An 18,555-nucleotide genomic window follows, 5' to 3' on the forward strand; every position below is an offset into this window, starting at 1 on the left:
GATGTCGATTCACCCCACGATTCTAGACGACACGGGCCGCTGGCGTTCGCGCGACCTGGCCGTGCTCTGGCACCCGTGCACGCAGATGCGCGAGCACCCGGACGTCTTGCCGCTGGTGCCGATCGAGCGCGGCGAAGGCGCCTGGCTGGTCGGCCACGACGGCAGGCGTTACCTGGATGCCGTTTCGAGCTGGTGGACCAACCTGTTCGGCCATGCCGAGCCGCGCATCGCCGCGGCCATCGCGCGCCAGGCGGGCACGCTGGAGCAGGTGATCCTGGCCGGGTTCTCGCACCAGCCCGCCGTGGAACTGGCCGAGAAGCTGCTCGCCATCGCCCCGCGCGAAGCGGATCGCGCGCCGCTGGCGAAAGTGTTCTATTCCGACAACGGCTCGGCCGGGGTGGAAGTGGCGCTGAAGATGGCCTTCCACTGGTTCCGCAACCGCGGCGAGGACCGGCGCACCAAGTTCGTCGCGCTTGCAAACGGCTACCACGGCGAAACCCTGGGCGCGCTGGCGGTGGGCGATGTCCCGCTGTATCGCCGGGTGTACGCGCCGCTGCTGGCCGAATGCCTGTTCGCGCCTTCGCCCGACGCCTACCAGTGCGAACCCGGCGAGACGCCCGCGCAGCGCGCCGAGCGCGCCGCGGAAGGCCTGCGTGAACTGCTGGAACGCCACGCCGGCGAAATCTGCGCGCTGATCCTGGAGCCGCGCGTGCAGTGCGCCGGCGGCATGCGCATGCACGATCCGCTGTACCTGCGCCGCGCGCGCGACCTGTGCGATGCGCATGGCGTGTTCCTGATCGCGGACGAGATCGCGGTCGGTTTCGGCCGCACCGGCACGCTGTTCGCCTGCGAGCAGGCGGGCGTGCAGCCCGACCTGCTGTGCCTGTCCAAGGGTCTGACCGGCGGCTTCCTGCCGCTGGCGGCGGTGCTGGCGACGCAAGCGATCTACGACGGCTTCCTCGACGACTCGCGCGAGCGCGCCTTCCTGCATTCGCACAGCTACACCGGCAACCCGCTGGCCTGCGCGGCGGCGCTGGCCTCGCTGGCGATCTTCGACAGCGACGATGTGCTGGCGCGCAACCGCATTACGGCTGCGCGGATGACGGAACTGTCCGCGCCATTCGCGGAGCTTCCGCACGTGGCCGACGTGCGCCAGGCCGGGATGATTCTCGCCTTCGAGTTGACGCACGGCGGGGACAAGCGCACGCCGCTCGACCCCGCGTTGCGCATCGGCCTGCGCGCCTATCGCGCCGCGCTCGATCGAGGCGTGGTGCTGCGCCCGCTCGGCGACATCCTGTACTGGATGCCGCCGTACTGCATCGACGACGGACAACTGCAACAGCTCGCGCGGGTCACCCGCGAGGCGATCATCGAGGCCACCGCATGCGCCTGACCCGCAGCCACATCGACGCCATGTTGCAGGTCGGCAGCGAAGTGACGCTGCCGGAGGACGTGGCGCAGCACCTGCTGCGCGTACTGCGCCTCGAGATCGGCGACGCCTGCGTGCTGTTCAACGGCGACGGCCACGACTACGACGCCCGCATCGTCCACCTCGGCAAGCGCGAGGCGCGCGCGGAAATCGTGGCCGCGCGCCGCATCGACAACGAATCGCCGCTGCGGATCACCCTGCTGCAGGGCATCGCCCGCGGCGAGAAGATGGACTGGATCCTGCAGAAGGCGACCGAGCTCGGCATCGCCCGCGTGCTGCCGGTCGAAAGCGAACGCAGCGAGGTGAAGCTGGACGCGCAGCGCGCGGCCAAGCGGCTGGCGCATTGGCGCGGCATCGTGCTGTCCGCCTGCGAACAGAGCGGACGGGCGAGCGTGCCCGAGGTGGCCGCGCCGCAACCGTTGGCGCAGGGCGCGGGATTGCGCGACGGGCGCGGCTTCATCCTCGATCCGCTCGCGGACGCGTCGCTGTCGTCGCTGCGCGATGCATCGTTGCAGGCATGCACGATCGCGATCGGCCCCGAAGGCGGCTGGTCGCCGCGCGACCGCGAACGGCTGGTCGCGGCCGGTTACGAAGGACTCAGGCTGGGCCCGCGCGTGCTGCGCACCGAGACCGCCGGCATCGCCGCGATCGCGGCGCTGCAGGCCTTGCGCGGGGACCTGGGTTAGGCGGCCGCCGCCAGCGCTTCGACGATCCGTTCCTCGAGCGCGGCCAGGTCGGGCAACAACGCGTCGTCCTCGTTGAGCCGGACGCGGGCGAGCACGCCTTCCGGAACCGAGGCGTCATCGCCTTCCGAACCCAGCGCAGCCTCGGTCACCGTCACCAGGCGCGGGAAGCCCAGGGTCAGCAGGGCGAAGAACGGATGCTTGGCATCGCCGCCCAGCGCCTTCAGCACGATCACCTTGCTGCCCAGGCCGCCCTTTTCCTCGGCGATCCCGGTGAAGCGCGAGAACGACACCAGCGGCAACTGCCAGCCGCGCCAGCGGATGCGGCCGAGCAGCCAGTCGGGCGCGTCCGCGATCGGTTCGGGATCGGCGTAGGACAGCACTTCGGCGATGGTCGCGTTGGGCAGCAACAGGCGCGCATCGGCAACCTGGATGAGCACGCCGCGGATGATCGGTGCGGTATCGGTCATGTGGAACCTCAGGCGGGCCAGCGTTCGAGCAGTTTGAGGGGAAGCGCCGCCAAGCCCAGGGCCGCGCCGCCGCGGGCCACCAGCGCATTGCTGGCGGCCGGATCGAAACAATTGTCGGCCGATTGCCCGAGCGCCAAGCCACCGGCCAGGGCCAGGGCGAGGGCGCGGTCGACCAGCGCCGGATCGGCGCCGCTGAGCAACAGCATGGCGCTGTCGCCGGGCACCAATGCGGCGAAGCCGGGCTGTCCGTCGACCGACGCGAAGACCAGCCCGGTGGGCGCTTCCTGCACATCGATGCCGTCCGGCATGACGTGCACGGTGCCGGCCTGCAACGGATCGCCGGGCTGTGCCAGCGCGACATGCAGCTGGGTGGCGCGCTGCATCTGCCGCACCAGCTTGTCGTACTGGCCGCCTTCGATCCGCTGGCGGAGCAGGACCGGCCGCGGGAACCCGGCCGGGAGGCCGCCAAGCAACTGGCGCACCGCATCCGGACCGCCGACCCCGGCGGCGACCACCACCGCGCCCGATTTCACCGGCGGCGCAGCCGGGCGGCCATGCTGCAGTTCCGGCATCGCCGCGACCTGGCGCTGCAATGCCTCCATCTCGGCGCGGAAGCGGCTGTCTTCGCTGCTGATGCGCTGGTTCGGGTCGGCCACCAGGGGCGAGCCCTTCGCGCGCGGCAGCACGTCGTCGTGGCCGTACAGCTTGGCGCCGAGGTGGCGCGCCCAGCGCGCGGCTTCCCAGCCTTCGCGCTTCGCGGCGACGTCGGCTTCCTCGAACATGATCTCCAGCGCGGGATCGGCCAGCACGCCGTCGAACTTCGACAGCGCCTGCTCCGTCGCCGGGTCGAGGATCACCAGCACCGCGTCGGGCGCGGCATTGCGCACGTCCGCCTCCGACGCCACGCCGGGATCGAGCACCGCGGCCACGTCCGCGCCCGCTTCGGCGATCGCCGCCTCGGTGCGGTCGCGCGCGCTGCCCGGGCGCGTCAGCAGCACGACGCGCTTGCGTGCGTTCACGACGCCGAACCGTCGCCCGCGCGTTCGACCCCGAGCAGTTCGAACACGTTGCGCATCAGCTCGACTTCCTGGTACGGCTTGCCGAGGTAGCGCTGCACGCCGAGGTCCATCGCGCGCTGGCGGTGCTTCTCGCCGGTGCGCGAGGTGATCATGATGATCGGGACATCGCGCATGCGCGGATCCGCCTTCATCGCCGTCGCCAACTCGAAGCCGTCCATGCGCGGCATTTCGATGTCGAGCAGCATCAGGTCGGGGATCACGTCGGCCATGCGCTCCAGCGCGTCGAGGCCGTCCTTCGCGGTCGCCACTTCGTAGTTGTGGCGTTCCAGCACGCGGCCGGTGACCTTGCGCATGGTGATCGAGTCGTCGACCACCATCACCAGCGGCACGCGGCGCTGCTCGACGACCTGCGGCTCGGCCACGACGTCCTGCGGCATCGCCGCGCGGCGGCGCACCAGCGGCGCGATGTCGAGGATCACCACCACCGAGCCATCGCCCATGATGGTCGCGCCGAAGATGCCCGGCACCGAGGCCAATTGCGGGCCACCGGACTTCACCACGATTTCGCGGTTGCCCAGCACCTGGTCGATCGCCACCGCGGCGCGCAGCTCGCCAGAGCGCACCAGCAGCAACGGCATCTGCAGCTGGCCTTCGGCCTTGGCGGTGGCGCTGGCGCCGACGAGGTTGCCGAGGTCGTGCAGCGCATAGTCCTCGCCGCCGTAGCGGTAGGCCGCGTCCGGCTTGGCCATGTCCTCGCGGCTGATGCGGCCGACGCCGCGCACCGAGGCGATCGGCACCGCGTACTGGACGTCGCCGATCTTGACGAACACCGCCTGGGTGACCGCCAGCGTCTGCGGCAGGCGCAGGGTGAAGGTGGTGCCTTCGCCGGGGCGGGAGGCGATGTCGAGCGAACCGCCGAGCTGGCGCACTTCGCTGGCGACCACGTCCATGCCGACGCCACGACCGGCCAGGCGGCTCACCGATTCGGCGGTGGAGAAGCCCGGCTCGAGGATCAGCACGTCGAGGTCGGAATCGCCCAGCACCGCATCCGGCTTGATCAGGCCGCGCTCGATCGCGCGCGCGCGGATCGCCTCGCGGTTGAGGCCGCCGCCGTCGTCGCCGACCTGCAGCACCACTTCCGAACCTTCGCGGCGCACCGCGACGCGGATGCTGCCTTCCTCGCCCTTGCCCGCCTTGCGGCGCGCATCCGGGGTTTCCAGGCCATGCGCGATCGCGTTGCGGAGCATGTGCTCCAGCGGCGCGGTCATGCGCTCCAGCACGTTGCGGTCGAGTTCGCCCTGCGCGCCCTCCAGCTTGAGCTGGGCCTGCTTGCCGGTTTCGCCCGCGGCCTGGCGGATCACGCGGCGCAGGCGCGGCACCAGCGCGTCGAACGGCACCATGCGCGTGCGCATGAGGCCTTCCTGCAGTTCCGAACTGACCCGCGACTGCTGCAGCAGCAGGGTTTCGTACTGGCGGGTCAGGTCTTCCATCGAGCCGTGCAGGGCCTGCAAGTCGGCCGCCGATTCGGCGAGGCCGCGCGAGAGCTGCTGCAGGGTGCTGAAACGGTCGAGCTCGAGCGGATCGAACGACTCCTCGCCCTCGTCGCCGGCGCGCTGGTAGCGGGCGATGATCTGCGCTTCGGTTTCCGCGTCGAGGCGGCGCAACTGGTCGCGCAGGCGGATGTTGGTCTGTTCCATTTCCGCGGCGGTGCCGCGGAACGCGCCCAGCTGCTGCTCCAGGCGCGAACGGTAGATCGCCACTTCGCCCGCGTAGTTCACCAGGCGGTCGAGCAGGTCGGCGCGGATGCGCACCTGTTCCTGCGGCGCGCGCACGCCGATGTCCTCGTCGTCGCCGAAGCCCTCGGCCATGATCGGCGCCGACAGCGGCTTGAGCTCGATTTTCTCGGCCGGCTTCGGCACGAAGCGCAGGCCGTCGTCCGCGGCTTCCGCGGCCACCGGCAGCGGCGCTTCCGCACGCGCGTTGAACTCGTCGATCAGGCCGACCGGCATGCCCACCGCACGCCGTGCGGCGACGCGGGTGATCATCCCGTGCAGGCGGTCGAAGCCGCGTTCCAGCAGCGGCACGCCGTCCTTGCCGAGCTCGGCGCGGTTGGCGACCACCGCTTCCAGCAGGGTTTCCATGGCGTGGCCGAGTTCGCCCACCGGCATGATGCCGGCCATGCGCGCACCGCCCTTGAGGGTGTGCAGGTCGCGTTGCAGGCCGACCATCGTCTCGCGGTCTTCCGATGCGCTGCGCAGCTGCGCCAGCAGGCCATCGGAATGGTCGAGCAGGTCGCCGCCTTCCTCGACGAAGATGTCGACCAGCTCGGCGTCCAGCCCGTCCATGTCGAGCGCTTCGTCCGGATCCTCGGCCGAGGTCGCGCTGGCCAGCAAGGCGGCCAATGCCGCCTGCTCGCGCGCCTTGGCGGCGGCCGCGGCTTCCGCGGCGCGGCGTTCGGCCTCGAGGCGTTCGGCTTCCGCCTTGGCGGCGGCGAGGCGCACGGCTTCGACACGCTCCGCTTCGGCGCGGGCGGCGGCGATGCGTTCGGCTTCCAGGCGGTCTGCTTCCGCGCGTTCGGCGGCAAGCCGCTCGGCTTCGAGGCGTTCCGCTTCGGCCTGCTCCGCGGCAAGCCGCGCGGCTTCTGCTTCCTCGGCGGCGATGCGTTCCGCTTCCAGGCGTTCGGCCTCGGCCTGTTCCGCGGCAATGCGCGCGGCCTCGGCTTCCTCGGCGGCGATGCGTTCCGCTTCCAGCCGTTCCGCTTCCAGCCTTGCCGCTTCTTCCGCGGCAAGGCGCTCGGCCTCCTGGCGCTCCGCTTCGGCGCGCTCGGCGGCGATGCGCTCCGCTTCCAGGCGTTCGGCTTCCGCGCGTTCCGCCGCGATCCGCGCGGCTTCGGCCCGCTCGGCCTCGGCGGCGGCATCGGCGAGCCGCTCGGCTGCCAGGCGCTCGGCCGCAACGCGTTCGGCTTCGGCGCGCTCCGCGGCGAGGCGTTCGGCTTCCAGGCGCGTGACTTCCTCGTCGGCAAGGCGCGCAGCTTCCTGCCTGGCCATTTCCTCTTCGGCGAGGCGCTCGGTTTCCTGGCGCGCCGCTTCCTCCGCGGCAAGCCGCTCGGCTTCGGCCCGTTCGGCGGCAAGGCGCTCGGCTTCCGCTTGTTCCGCTGCCAGCCGTTCGGCTTCCGCCTGTTCGGCGGCAAGGCGCTCCGCTTCCTGGCGGGCCTCCTCTTCTTCGGCGGCCAGGCGTTCGGCCTCGAGCTGGGCCGGGCTGACGAAGGGCAGGCTGATTTCCGGCTGGGCGTCGCGCAGGCCGGCCACGGTGGCGGCCAACGCGGCATACAACGGCACCTGCGCCGGGGTCTGCTGCAGCGCCAGGGTGGAGGCGCGCACGGCGTCGGCAACCGCCCCGATCGCGGCGACGCCATCGGCATCGGCCGGCACGCCGGCGGCGAGCAGGCGCTTCACGTAGCCCTCCGCGGGCGAGGTGAAGGCCGTCACCGACGGCACCTCGGTCATCGCGAAGGCGCCATTGAGGGTGTGGATGGCGCGCAGCAGGCCATCGTTGACACTGCCGTCGCCGGCATTGGCCTGCGCCAGCCAGGCATCGACGGTTTCCAGGTGGCCGCCGACTTCGGCGCCGAGGATGTCGAGCAGGACCGGATCGACCTGCACCGCCACGGTATCCGCGGCGGGTGCCGGGGCCGGGGCTTCTTCGACCGCCGGCGCTTCGGCCTCGGCCGGGGCGGCATCGCCCGCGGCGCCGAGCAACACGTCTTCGCCCGCGGCGAGGCGATCGGCGACCGCCTGCATCGCCGCCAGGTCGACGCTGACCGCGGCTTCGCCGCTCAACGCCGCATGCAGCTGCGGCAGAACCTCGCGCACCTGGCCGACGAAGGCGACCACCGCGTGGCTGGCCGGCCGCTTGCCGTCGCGCACCTGGTTCAGCATGTTCTCGACGTGCCAGCTGAAATCGCCGAGGGTGCGGGCACCGACCAGGCGGCCGCTGCCCTTGAGGGTGTGGAACACGCGGCGGATCGGCAGCATCCGATCCATGTCCTCGGGCTGCAGGCGCCAGGCGGGCAGCAGCGCGTCGAGGTTGGCGATCTCTTCCTGGAATTCCTCCAGGAAGATCTCGCGGATCTCGTCGTCGATTTCCTCGCCGGCGTTGTCGAAGCCGGCCACCAGCGCAGGTGCGCCGGCCTGGACCGCGACCACCACGGGTTCGGCCACCGCCGCTTCGACCGGCGCCGCCGGTTCGGCGACCTCGGCCACATCGGCCACTTCGGCAACGGCCTCTTCGGCCTCAGCTTGCGCCGCGCCTTCGACTTCCGCCGCATCCGGCAACGGCCAGTAGCCGAGCAGTTCCAGGCTGCCGCGGGTCTTTTCGAGCAGGTCGAGGCGCTGGCCGAGCGGGTCGCGCAGCGACTCCAGGTAGTACTCCATGCCGGCCAGCGCATCCGCCAGCGTATCCAGCTGGCGGCCGCCCGGAACCAGCTTCCTGCCGATCAGCTCGACATGGCTGTAGCGGCGCAGCGCCTCCAGGTATCCGGCGGGTTCCGGCAGCTGCAGCACGCGCATCGCGCCGCCGACCTCGCCCAGCAGGCGCGGCACCGATTCGAGCGCGGCGTGGTCCCAGTCGGTTTCGACGAAGGCCACGAAGGCATTGCGCACCTCGGCGAAATTGGCCGCTGCTTCGCGCGCCAGCACGCCCATCACCTTGCGCGACTCCTGGGTCAGCAGGTCGTCGCCGCCGACCGCATCGCCCTGGCCGAGCCGGGTGACCTGGTCGTCCAGCGAATGGTCGATGTAGATCAGCGCACTGGCGACTTCCAGCAGCTCGCTTTCGCTCGGCGGGCGCGCGCCGCTGGCGATGCCCTGCAGCACGCTGCGCTGCTCCTGGATCACGCCCTCGGCCGACTTCAGGCCGATCATGCCCAGGGTGTCGCCGATGCGATCCAGCGCCTCCGCCTGCGGTTGCAGCTCGGCCGGGTTGCTCAGGCCGGCGCGCAGATGCAGGTCCAGCGCATCCTTGACCCGCAGCAGGTCTTCCTTCAACGCCGCGGAGACGGTGTCCAGCAGGGCGCGGTTGCGTCCGGCCAGGCTGCCGCGCGCATGTTCCAGTTCGGCCTCGGTGGGCTCTTGCAGCAGGCTGGGCAACGCATCCTGGCTGAGCGCGGCTTCGCCGCGCGCCGAGCGCAAGTCGTTGAGCAGCGGCAGCAGCACGATCGGGATGTCGCGGTGCCCGCCCTGCAGGCGTTCCAGGTAATCCGGCAACTGCACCACGCCGCGCATCAGCGCCGCGCACGCCTCGTCGCGGTTGGCGGTGGTGCCGCCGCGCAACGCGCCCGCCAGTTGCTCCATCTCGTCGGCGACCATCGCCGGCGCATGCAGTTCCAGCATCCGCAAGGTGCCCTGCACCTGGTGCAGGTAGCCGGCGCATGCGCGCATGCGCTCGCCGTCGTCGGGCGATTCGGCGAAGGCCTCGATCTCGAGCCGCGCCTGGCGCAGGGTCTCGTCGATCTCGGGCTTCACCCAGCCGAGCGCGGTGTGGTCGATGGCATCCCGCAACGCCGTGGTCATCGCGACGCTCCGGTAAGGCCCCGCACGCATGCGGGGCTGGCCTGGACAGTGCTGTTCATCCCAACCTCGACGTCAGCGATCAGGCCGGCAACTTGAAGTCGGCGACCGAACGGCGCAGGTCGGCGGCGAGCTGGGCGAGGTTGCCGACCGACTCCGCGGTCTGGCTGGCGCCCTGCGAGGTCTGCGCGGTGATCGACTGGATGGTGTTCATGGTCTGGGTGATGCCGGTCGCCGCGGTGGACTGCTGCTGCGCCGCGGTGGAGATGCCCTGAATCAACCCGGACAGGTCCGCCGACACCTTTTCGATCTCGCCCAGCGCGGTACCCGCGTCCTCGGCGAGGCGCGCACCCGCGACCACTTCCGAGGTCGTCTGTTCCATCGACGACACCGCTTCGTTGGTATCGGCCTGAATGGTCTGCACCAGCGATTCGATTCGCTTGGTCGCGCTGGAGGAGCGTTCCGCGAGGCGCTGCACTTCGTCGGCCACCACCGCGAACCCGCGGCCCGCTTCACCGGCCGAGGCCGCCTGGATCGCCGCGTTCAGCGCCAGGATGTTGGTCTGTTCGGAAATGTCGTTGATCAGTTCCACGATCGAGCCGATTTCCTGCGAGCTTTCGCCCAGTCGCTTGATGCGCTTGGAGGTTTCCTGGATCTGGTCGCGGATGCTGTCCATGCCGGCGATCGTCTGCCGCACCACGCCCGCGCCGTTGGTCGCGATCTGCACCGAGCGCTGCGCCACTTCCGCGGATTCCGCGGAGTTGCGCGACACCTGGTTGATGCTCGCCGCGATTTCGTTGATGCGGTCGGAGGCGGAGTTGATTTCCTGCGCCTGGTGTTCCGCCGCTTCCGCGAGGTGCATGGCGGTGGCCTGGGTTTCCTGCGCGCTGGACGCGACCTGCACCGAGGTGTCGTTGATCGTCGCCACCAGGGTACGCAGCTGTTCCACCGCGAAGTTGATCGAGTCCGCGATCGCGCCGGTCATGTCCTCGGTCACGGTCGCCTTCACGGTCAGGTCGCCTTCCGCGAGCGAACCCATTTCGTCCAGCAGGCGCATGATCGCCTCCTGGTTGCGGTCGTTCAGTTCCTTGGTGGTCTGGTAGCGGGCGCGTTGCGCGCGGCCCAGGGCCCACAACAGGCCGGCGATCGAGAACAGCGCCAGCGCACCGGACAGGATGCTGACCCAGACGCCGCCGACGATGCTGGTGTCCTTCAGCGAGCCGAACGAGGTGAACGCGGCGAACAGGCTTTCGCTGTCGGTCAGCAGCTTGTCGGAACCGGTGGCGAGCGCGGTGGCCGAGGTCTGCGCGCCGATCAGGTTCTTGGAGCTGGCGACGATCGCGTCGAGGTCCTTCTTCATGCCGGTCCACAGCGTGGCGGCCTGGTTGAGCGGACCCACCGCGCCGGCGGCGGTCACCTTGGCGATGTCGCCGCCGCCGTTGCGCAGCGCGTTCATCGACCGGTCGAACACCGCCGAGTCGCGGCCCAGCGCATCCGCGGCGACCTGCGCGCCGGAACCGCCGGCACGCAATTCGGCGATGCGGCGCGCCATCGCGGCCGAGGTCACCACCTGCTGCAGCGCGGTGAACACCTGGCCGGAACCGGCGCCGCCCGACGCCAGGCCGCGCACCACTTCGTTCAACTGCGCCTGCAGCTGCGGCACCTTGCCGGTGAAGCTGTCCGCGTGGCCGGCCAGGCCCAGCACCGCCGCCTGCGAGGCCATGACTTCCTCGGAGCGCTTGGCCAGCGGGGTCCAGGTATTGGTCACGGTGCGGATCGGGCCGGACACGCCGGCGGCGTCGCCGAAGCGGTCGTTGAGGGTCTTGATGTCCTCGTCGACCTCGGCCTTGGTGTCCTTGAACGCGGTGAATGCCTCCGCGTTGCCTTCCACCGCCTCCCGGCTCTGGTTGGCGAGACGCTGCGAATTGAGCTGCAACCGCGAGGCCGAGGTGCTGGCGCCGCCGAGGCGCGAGGCCTTGGTGGTGGCATACAGGGTATTGCCGGCGAACACGACCAGCGACCCGATCAGCAGCGCGATCCACGCGTTGGTGCTGAGGTTGCGACCCTTGCCGGCGACGTTATCCATCATAGTGCTCATGTTGCGACCTCGGCTTGCGTACGTATTCGATTGGTGTGTTTGGCCGCGTATCAGGCGGCGGCTTGGCGGAATTCGGGGGTACGGGCCAGGCGCTCGAGGCTGAACACGCCCCAGTCCTGGTCGTTGATGCGGTAGGCGCGGTCGACGAAGTGCGCGTAGCGGCCATCGGCCACCGGCGCGGCATCGACCCCCTGGGCGTCGATGAAGCTGCGCTGGCCGTACATCTCGTCGATGGTGATGGCGACGTCGCCGCCCTGCTGGCGCACCACCAGCACGCGCTGGCCTTCGTGCAGCACGGTGCGCTCGCCTTCCAGGAACTGCTTGAGGTCGACCACCGGCAGCAGGGTGCCGCGCACGTTGGCCACGCCCAGCATCCACGGCTGCGAACCCGGCACCGAGGTCAGCGCCGGCAGCGACATGATTTCCACCACCTCGTCGAAGCCGGAGGCCAATCGGTGCGAACCCACGCGATACGCCACGCCGCGCCACAGGCCCGGGGCATCCAGCTGCTCCGGCAGGCCGGCGACGTGGGCCAAGCTGCGTTGCTCGTAATCGGCCAGCACCAGGAACGGCGAACGCCGGTCGCGCGCCTTCTGCCTGGGCTGGCGCAGCGGCTTGGCCGGTTTCGCCGGCGCGGCCTCCGCCGCCGGAGCGGCTTCGACCGCCGCCTCGACCGCCGCGGCCGCGACCGTTTCGGCCGTTTCGATGACGGCCGCGGGGGCCTCTTCCTCGATCGCGGCAACCGGGGTCTCAGCCTCGGCCACCGGTACGGCGACCGCTGCCGCCTGCTGCGGCTTGCCGCCCTTGCCCTTGTTCTTGCCGCGCTTGCTCATCTTCAGTGTCCGACCAGTGCTTTGATCCGCTCGATCAGGTCGCTTTCGCGCGGCGGCTTGACGATGTAGTCCTTGGCGCCCTGGCGCAGGCCCCACATCTTGTCGGTTTCGAGGTTCTTGGTGCTGACGATCAGCACCGGGATATGGCTGGTGTCGGCATCGCGCGACAACGCGCGGGTGGCCTGGAAGCCGTTCATGCCGGGCAGCACCACGTCCATCAGCACCAGGTCGGGCTTGTCGCGCTTGCAACTGGCGATGCCGTCCTCGGCGTTGCCCGAGGTGGTGACCTGGTGCCCGTTGCGTTCCAGCAACTGGGCCATGACCGCGGCCTCGGTCGGTGAATCCTCGATCAGCAGTATGCGTGCCATGCGTGCCTTACCCCCCGGTCAGGCGTTGACGTACGTTCGGATCGCGCCCAGCAGTTCTTCGCGGGTGAATGGCTTGGTCAGGTACTGCTCGGAACCGACGATACGGCCACGGGCCTTGTCGAATAAACCATCTTTCGACGAAAGCATGATGACCGGCACGGATTTGAAGGTCTGGTTGTTCTTGATCAGCGCGCAGGTCTGATATCCGTCGAGGCGCGGCATCATGATGTCGACGAAGATGATCTGCGGATTGTGGTCGGCGATCTTGGCCAGTGCCTCGAAGCCATCGGTCGCCGTGACCACCTCGCAACCCTCGCGCGAAAGCAGGGTCTCCGCCGTGCGGCGGATGGTCTTGGAGTCGTCGATGACCATCACCCTCAATCCCTTGAGGCTGACGTCCTGGGCGTCCTGCGTCATGCGTTCCCCTTGAGCCGCTGATCGCCGCCACGGAATTCGTCGCGGCGCGGACTGCCTATATCCCAGTCCGTGGACGACGTGTCAAGCGCCGCAATGCGTCACATCGGTGGAGGGACGGGGCGCCCTGCTAACATCGCGGCAGCCTTTCCCGGACGTGCCGATGCCCCCCGCTGCGCCCCTCGACGTCGTGGTCGTGATGGATCCGATCCAATCCATCAAGATCGCCAAGGATTCAAGTTTCGCGATGCTGCTCGAAGCCCAGCGGCGCGGCCATCGCCTGCACTACCTGCGCCCCGGCGGACTGTCGGTCCGCGACGGGCGGGCCACCGCGCGGGTAGTGACGCTGCGCGTCACCGACGACCCGGGCCACTGGTTCGATCTGGGATCGGCATCACAGCTCGAGTTCGGGCCGGGCCAGGTCGTGCTGATGCGCAAGGATCCCCCGGTCGATGCCGACTACCTTCACGACACCCAGATCCTCGGCCTCGCCCAGGCCCAGGGCGCGCTGGTGGTCAACGACCCGCAGGGCCTGCGCGACTTCAACGAGAAGCTGGCCGCCCTGCTGTTCCCGCAGTGCTGCCCGCCGACCCTGGTCAGCCGCGACGCCGCCGCGCTCAAGGCCTTCGTCAACGAACATGGCGAAGCGGTGCTGAAGCCGCTCGACGGCATGGGCGGGCGTTCGATCTTCCGCGCCCGCGCCGGCGAGGCCAACCTCAACGTGATCCTGGAAACCCTGACCGAGGGCGGCCGCCACCTGGCGATGGCCCAGCGCTACCTGCCGCAGATCGTGGATGGCGACAAGCGCATCCTGCTGGTCGATGGCGAACCGGTCGACTACTGCCTGGCGCGGATCCCGCAGGGCGACGAATTCCGCGGCAACCTGGCCGCCGGCGGCCGCGGCGAAGGCCGCCCGCTGAGCGAACGCGACCGCTGGATCGCGGCGCAGGTCGGCCCGGAGATGAAGCGCCGCGGCATGCTGTTCGTCGGCCTCGACGTGATCGGCGACTACCTGACCGAAGTGAACGTGACCAGCCCGACCTGCATCCGCGAACTCGACGCGCAGTTCGGCCTGAACATCGCCGGCACCCTGTTCGACCGCATCGAAGCCAGGCTGGCCGGCTCCGAACCGGCGCGCTGATGTCCGAAGCCGCCGCCCCGCCCATGCCCGCGCCGCCGGTCATCGGCGAATCGACGCGGCTGGGCGCCACCCTGGTGCTGTCCGTGCTGCTGCACGCGATGCTGATCCTCGGCCTTGGCTTCGCGGTGGAGGACGCCGCGCCGGTGATGCCGACGCTGGACGTGATCCTCACCCAGACCAAATCCGCGCTCACCCCGAAGCAGGCCGACTTCCTGGCCCAGGCCGCCAACCAGGGCGGCGGCGAGCACGACAAGTCCACCCGCCCCACCGCGCCGCAGGCCGGCCCGCTGCCGCAGCCGGAGGACGGGCTGGCACCGCGCCCGTTGCGCGCACAGACGCCGGCGCCGAGCCCGCCGCCGGACCCGCGGGTGATCGCCTCGACCAATGCCCGCGACAGCGTGCCGACCCCGCAAGCCCGCCAGGAGATCGAGGTCAATCCGCTGCCGCCCGGCCAGGAAAAGATCGACCGCGACATCGAGATGGCCCGGCTCGCCGCCGAGATCCAGTTGCGCTCGCAGCAGTACGCCAAGCGCCCCAAGCGCAAGTTCGTCTCCGCCAGCACCAAGGAATACGCGTGGGCGGAGTACCTGCGCGGCTGGGTCGACCGGGTGGAACGGGTGGGCAACCTCAATTACCCGGACGAGGCGCGCCGCCGCCGCATCGGCGGGCTGGTGGTGATCAGCGTCGCGGTGCGCCGCGACGGCAGCGTGGAGAGCACGCGCATCATCCAGTCCAGCCACGTGCCGATGCTCGACAACGCCGCGCTGCGCATCGTCAAGCTGGCGGAACCGTTCGCGCCGTTGCCGAAGTCGCAGGACGACCCCGACATCCTGCACGTCACCCGCACCTGGCAATTCCTGCCGGGCGGCGAGCTGGTCGACCAGTGATCCGCAGGCGCTAGGCCTCGAGCCCCGCCTTCGGCAAGCGCCTTGCATCGACACCGAGGATTTCCAGCATCTCGACGATTTCGTCCTGGGCCAGATACCCCCGGGGCAGGTGGAGCGTGGAACCCAGGTCATCCACCAGCATCACGCTGCCGTCGGCGCGGATCCGGCTCCGGCCGTCATCGATCCGCTCGAGCTGGAGCGTGTTCACGCCGTAACCGGCCGGCCCGGAAATGACGCCGTGCCGGACTTCCCAAGTCATCAGGAACGGCATCAGGAAACCGATGCCGAACAACAGCACGGACCCAGCGATCGCGGTCGCGATCACCCAGGTCGGCCACCAGCCGGCCAGCGCCCCGAGTGCGCTTGCGGCTGGAACCAGCAACGCGACGACGGCCAGCGGAATCGACGCCTTGGTGATCGTCGGGCGATAGGCATGCACGCCATCGCCGATGCACTTCTTCATCGCCCGTTCCGCAGCGCCTGCTGCTCGGCGATGGTCAGCGCCACGTTGTTGCGCAGGTAGGCGGGCTCGATGCGTTCCGGCGCCACCGCTTCGCCACGCGCGAAGGCGAGCGCACCCAGGCGGGCGACGTCAGCCGCATGCGGCAAGGCCGCCGCATCGACCGAAGCCAGCCGCCCCTGCAATCGCGCCCGCAGGAGGCCGTCCGCCGCCGCAAACCCGGTGCCGGCACCGTGCCAGCCGTCGCCTTCGGGAAGCGGGTACTCGGCGGGTGCGATCACCCGCTCGTCGCTGCCGGCGACAACGCCCCCGCCTTCGCGACGGAACGTGGCCGCGTAGATCTCGCCCATGCGCGCGTCGATGGCGGCGACGATGCGTTCGCCCTCGCCAACCGCTTGTGCACGCATCGCCAACGCGGCCAATGTCGACACCGGCAGCAGCGGCCGGTTCAGCGCCAGCGCGATGCCCTGCGCCAGCGCGATCGCCAGGCGCACGCCGGTGAATGCACCCGGACCGCGACCGACGGCGATGGCATCGAGTTGCGATTTGGCGACCCCGGTGTCGGCCAATAACTGTTCCGCCCACGGCAGCGTCAGTTCCGCGTGCCGGCGCGGCGCGATCTCGAAGCGCTCGTGCACCTCGCCGTCGATCCAGACGGCAACGGAACAGGCTTCGGTAGCGGTTTCGATGGCGAGCAGTTTCATCGCGGGATCAAGCCTTGGAATGCAGGGCGGCGAAGGTCACGCACCCTTGTTCTTCTCGTCCCAAAGCATGGGCTCCCACAATTCGACCTTGTTGCCGTCCGGATCCATGATCCAGGCGAACTTGCCGTTCTCGTGCGATTCCGGGCCGGCGACGACGGCCACGCCATCGGCCTGCAATTGCGCCAGCAGTTCGTCGAGGTCGTCGACCCGGTAATTGATCATGAAGGCGGACTCGCTGGGGCTGAACCACTGGCTGTCCTTGTCGGCCAGGCTCCACACGGTGAGGCCCTTGTCCTCGGCCTTGTCGTCCGGCCAGCGCAGGATGGCGCCGCCCCAGGTCTCCAGCGGCAGGCCCAGGTGCTGCTGGTACCACGCCGCCAGCGCGGCGCTGTCGCCCCTGCACTTCAGGAAGACGCCGCCGATTCCGGTGACCTTTGCCATCGTTGTCCCCTGCGTTGATCGGCCCGATTGCGGATTATTGCGCACTCGGCGCCTGCGCGAAGAAGCGCTGCACGTCGGCCAGCTCGCGCGTCCTGGGCAACGGCGGCAACGAATCCAGGAACACCCGGCCGTAGGTCTTCTGGGTCAGGCGCGGATCGCACAGCACCAGCACGCCGCGGTCGCTCTCGGTGCGGATCAGGCGGCCGGCGCCCTGCTTGAGCGCGATCACCGCCTGCGGCAGCTGTTCGTCGCGGAACGGGTTGCCGCCGCCGCGGCGGATCGCGTCGAGGCGCGCCTCGAACACCGGATCGTCCGGCGCGGCGAACGGCAGCTTGTCGATGACCACGACCGACAGCGCATCACCGGCCACGTCCACGCCCTCGCGGAAGCTGGCGGTGCCGAGCAGCACGCCATCGCCGGAATCGCGGAATTTCTGCAGCAGCACATGCCGCGGCTCGCTGCCCTGCACGAACAGCGGCCACGGCGCGCCGCGCAGCAATTCGGCGGCTTCGCGCAGCGCGCGATGCGAGGCGAACAGCAGGAACGCGCGGCCGCCGGAAGCCTCGAGCACCGGCCGCAGGGTTTCGACCAGCGCCGGGCCGAACTCGCGCGAGGCCGGTTCCGGCAGGCGCGGCGGCAGGAAGCACAGCGCCTGCCGGTCCCAGTCGAACGGGCTGGGCTCGAGCAATTCCACGCATTCGTTGATGCCCAACCGCTGCGCGATGTGGCGGAAATGCCCGTCCACCGCCAGCGTGGCCGAGGTGAACACCCAGGCCGCGCGCGATTCGTCGCGATGCCGGCGCAATGGCCCGGACACGTCCAGTGGCGTGCGTTGCAGGCGGAAGCCGCGCGGGGTGAGTTCGTACCAGTGCACGCTGGCGGCGGGGTCGCCCGCCGCCGCATCGGCATGCTCGGCATCATCCGTGCCGTGGTCGGCCTCGGCGCCCAACCAGCGCTGCAGGCGGCCCAGCTGGTCGCTGGCACGCAGATGGCAGGCGTCGAAACCCGGCGCGGCCTCGCGCAACGGTTCCAGCGTTTCCCGCATCGCCCGCAGCGACCCGGCCAGCGCCTGGAAGGCGGGCTCGATGTCGACCTCGTCCAGCGCGCGCCACGCGGTGCCGCGCTGCGGGAGGTTGTCCATCGCCGCGCGCAGCGCGCGTGCCGCCTGCTCCAGCGCGCGCGCCGGTTCCTGCACGCTGCCCAGCGCACCCGGCACGTCCTTGCATTCGGCGATCGCGTCGCGCGCCAGCTCGACCAGCGGGCGGGCGCCCAGGCCTTCGCCGAAGAACTGCGCGGCGAGTTCCGGCAACTGGTGCGCCTCGTCGACCACGAACGCCTGCGCACCTGGCAGGATCTCGCCGAAGCCTTCCTGCTTGAGCGCGAGGTCGGCCAGCAGCAAGTGGTGGTTGACCACCACGATGTCCGCGGTCTGCGCGCGCTGGCGCGCCTGCACCACGAAGCAGTCGCCCCAGAACGGGCAATCGGTGCCCAGGCAGTTGTCGGCGGTGGAGGTGACCTGCGGCAGCAGCGGCGAGTCTTCCGGCAGCGAGGCCAGTTCGGACATGTCGCCGAATTGCGTGCGCCCGCTCCACGCCACCACGCGCTGGAACTGGGCAACCAGCTCGCGCGAGGAGAACATCCCCTTGGCGGGCTGCGCATCGCCCTTCGCCTGCTCCATCCGATAGCGGCACAGGTAGTTCGCGCGGCCCTTCAGCAGCGCGGTCTTCAGGCCGGTGCCGAGCGCATCGCGCACCCTCGGCAGGTCGCGGAAATACAGCTGGTCCTGCAAGGCGCGCGTACCCGTCGAGACGATGGTCTTCATGCCCGACAACAGCGCGGGCACGAGGTAGGCGAAGGTCTTGCCGGTGCCGGTGCCGGCCTCGGCCAGCAGCACGCCGCGCGATTCGAAGGCATCGGCAACGGCGACCGCCAGCCGCTGCTGCGCGGGGCGCGCGACGAAGCCGGGGATCCGCTGGGCCAGCGCCGCGCCCTCGGACAGCGCATCGCGGACGCCCAGGCCCAGGCGCGAAGTCGGCACCAT

General features: G+C 70.3%; 15 protein-coding genes. 4 read left to right on the forward strand and 11 right to left on the reverse strand.

Going from position 1 to position 18,555, the window contains the following annotated elements:
* Position 1: 1 nt before the first annotated feature.
* Both bioA and FHQ07_RS05380 read left to right on the forward strand, forming a co-directional pair.
* A complete protein-coding gene (gene bioA, locus FHQ07_RS05375) occupies positions 2 to 1,393 on the forward strand; it encodes an adenosylmethionine--8-amino-7-oxononanoate transaminase (RefSeq protein WP_139715839.1) in 1,392 nt (463 codons plus the stop codon).
* Positions 1,384 to 2,115 (forward strand): 16S rRNA (uracil(1498)-N(3))-methyltransferase, encoded by a 732-nt coding sequence (locus tag FHQ07_RS05380; protein ID WP_139715840.1) that lies wholly within the window; start codon positions 1,384 to 1,386, stop codon positions 2,113 to 2,115. Before bioA ends, FHQ07_RS05380 begins: the two co-directional genes overlap by 10 nt.
* Here FHQ07_RS05380 and FHQ07_RS05385 read toward each other — a convergent pair.
* The 7 genes from FHQ07_RS05385 to pilG form a co-directional block, all read right to left on the reverse strand.
* Complete coding sequence (locus tag FHQ07_RS05385) at positions 2,112 to 2,582, reverse strand: chemotaxis protein CheW (RefSeq protein ID WP_139715841.1); 471 nt, start codon at positions 2,580 to 2,582, stop codon at positions 2,112 to 2,114. The genes FHQ07_RS05380 and FHQ07_RS05385 overlap by 4 nt on opposite strands.
* An 8-nt stretch (positions 2,583 to 2,590) precedes the next feature.
* Complete coding sequence (locus tag FHQ07_RS05390) at positions 2,591 to 3,601, reverse strand: chemotaxis protein CheB (RefSeq protein ID WP_139715842.1); 1,011 nt, start codon at positions 3,599 to 3,601, stop codon at positions 2,591 to 2,593.
* A complete protein-coding gene (locus tag FHQ07_RS05395; RefSeq protein WP_139715843.1) occupies positions 3,598 to 9,171 on the reverse strand; it encodes a hybrid sensor histidine kinase/response regulator in 5,574 nt (1,857 codons plus the stop codon). The genes FHQ07_RS05390 and FHQ07_RS05395 overlap by 4 nt, the downstream gene beginning before the upstream one ends.
* Positions 9,172 to 9,250: 79 nt before the next feature.
* Complete coding sequence (locus FHQ07_RS05400) at positions 9,251 to 11,266, reverse strand: methyl-accepting chemotaxis protein (RefSeq protein ID WP_139715844.1); 2,016 nt, start codon at positions 11,264 to 11,266, stop codon at positions 9,251 to 9,253.
* Between the two features lie 50 nt (positions 11,267 to 11,316).
* Positions 11,317 to 11,877 carry a chemotaxis protein CheW gene (locus FHQ07_RS05405; protein ID WP_139717885.1) on the reverse strand — a complete coding sequence of 187 codons (561 nt, stop codon included), beginning with the start codon at positions 11,875 to 11,877 and terminating at the stop codon, positions 11,317 to 11,319.
* Between the two features lie 224 nt (positions 11,878 to 12,101).
* Entirely contained in the window at positions 12,102 to 12,467 is a 366-nt protein-coding gene (locus FHQ07_RS05410; RefSeq protein ID WP_139715845.1) for a response regulator, read from the reverse strand.
* 18 nt (positions 12,468 to 12,485) lie between these two features.
* Positions 12,486 to 12,884 carry a twitching motility response regulator PilG gene (pilG, locus tag FHQ07_RS05415; protein WP_139715846.1) on the reverse strand — a complete coding sequence of 133 codons (399 nt, stop codon included), beginning with the start codon at positions 12,882 to 12,884 and terminating at the stop codon, positions 12,486 to 12,488.
* Between the two features lie 160 nt (positions 12,885 to 13,044).
* Between pilG and gshB the strand changes: the two genes are divergently transcribed.
* Together gshB and FHQ07_RS05425 are read left to right on the forward strand one after the other, a co-directional pair.
* A complete protein-coding gene (gene gshB / locus FHQ07_RS05420; RefSeq protein ID WP_139715847.1) occupies positions 13,045 to 14,022 on the forward strand; it encodes a glutathione synthase in 978 nt (325 codons plus the stop codon).
* Positions 14,022 to 14,909: an energy transducer TonB gene (locus tag FHQ07_RS05425; protein WP_139715848.1), complete on the forward strand. Its 888-nt coding sequence runs from the start codon at positions 14,022 to 14,024 to the stop codon at positions 14,907 to 14,909. Before gshB ends, FHQ07_RS05425 begins: the two co-directional genes overlap by 1 nt.
* Before the next feature lie 10 nt (positions 14,910 to 14,919).
* On the opposite strand, the gene FHQ07_RS05430 is transcribed toward FHQ07_RS05425, so the two are convergent.
* From FHQ07_RS05430 to yoaA, 4 genes are read right to left on the reverse strand one after another with little or no spacing between them, the layout of a single operon-like run.
* Entirely contained in the window at positions 14,920 to 15,372 is a 453-nt protein-coding gene (locus FHQ07_RS05430) for a hypothetical protein (RefSeq protein WP_139715849.1), read from the reverse strand.
* Complete coding sequence (tsaB, locus tag FHQ07_RS05435; RefSeq protein ID WP_139715850.1) at positions 15,369 to 16,073, reverse strand: tRNA (adenosine(37)-N6)-threonylcarbamoyltransferase complex dimerization subunit type 1 TsaB; 705 nt, start codon at positions 16,071 to 16,073, stop codon at positions 15,369 to 15,371. Before tsaB ends, FHQ07_RS05430 begins: the two co-directional genes overlap by 4 nt.
* A gap of 36 nt (positions 16,074 to 16,109) precedes the next feature.
* On the reverse strand, positions 16,110 to 16,514 hold the full coding sequence (locus FHQ07_RS05440; RefSeq protein ID WP_139715851.1) for a VOC family protein: 405 nt from the start codon (positions 16,512 to 16,514) through the stop codon (positions 16,110 to 16,112).
* 34 nt (positions 16,515 to 16,548) lie between these two features.
* Positions 16,549 to 18,555 (reverse strand): DNA repair helicase YoaA, encoded by a 2,007-nt coding sequence (gene yoaA / locus FHQ07_RS05445; RefSeq protein ID WP_139715852.1) that lies wholly within the window; start codon positions 18,553 to 18,555, stop codon positions 16,549 to 16,551.

This window comes from Thermomonas aquatica, from assembly GCF_006337105.1.
Classification (GTDB): Bacteria; Pseudomonadota; Gammaproteobacteria; order Xanthomonadales; family Xanthomonadaceae; genus Thermomonas; species Thermomonas aquatica.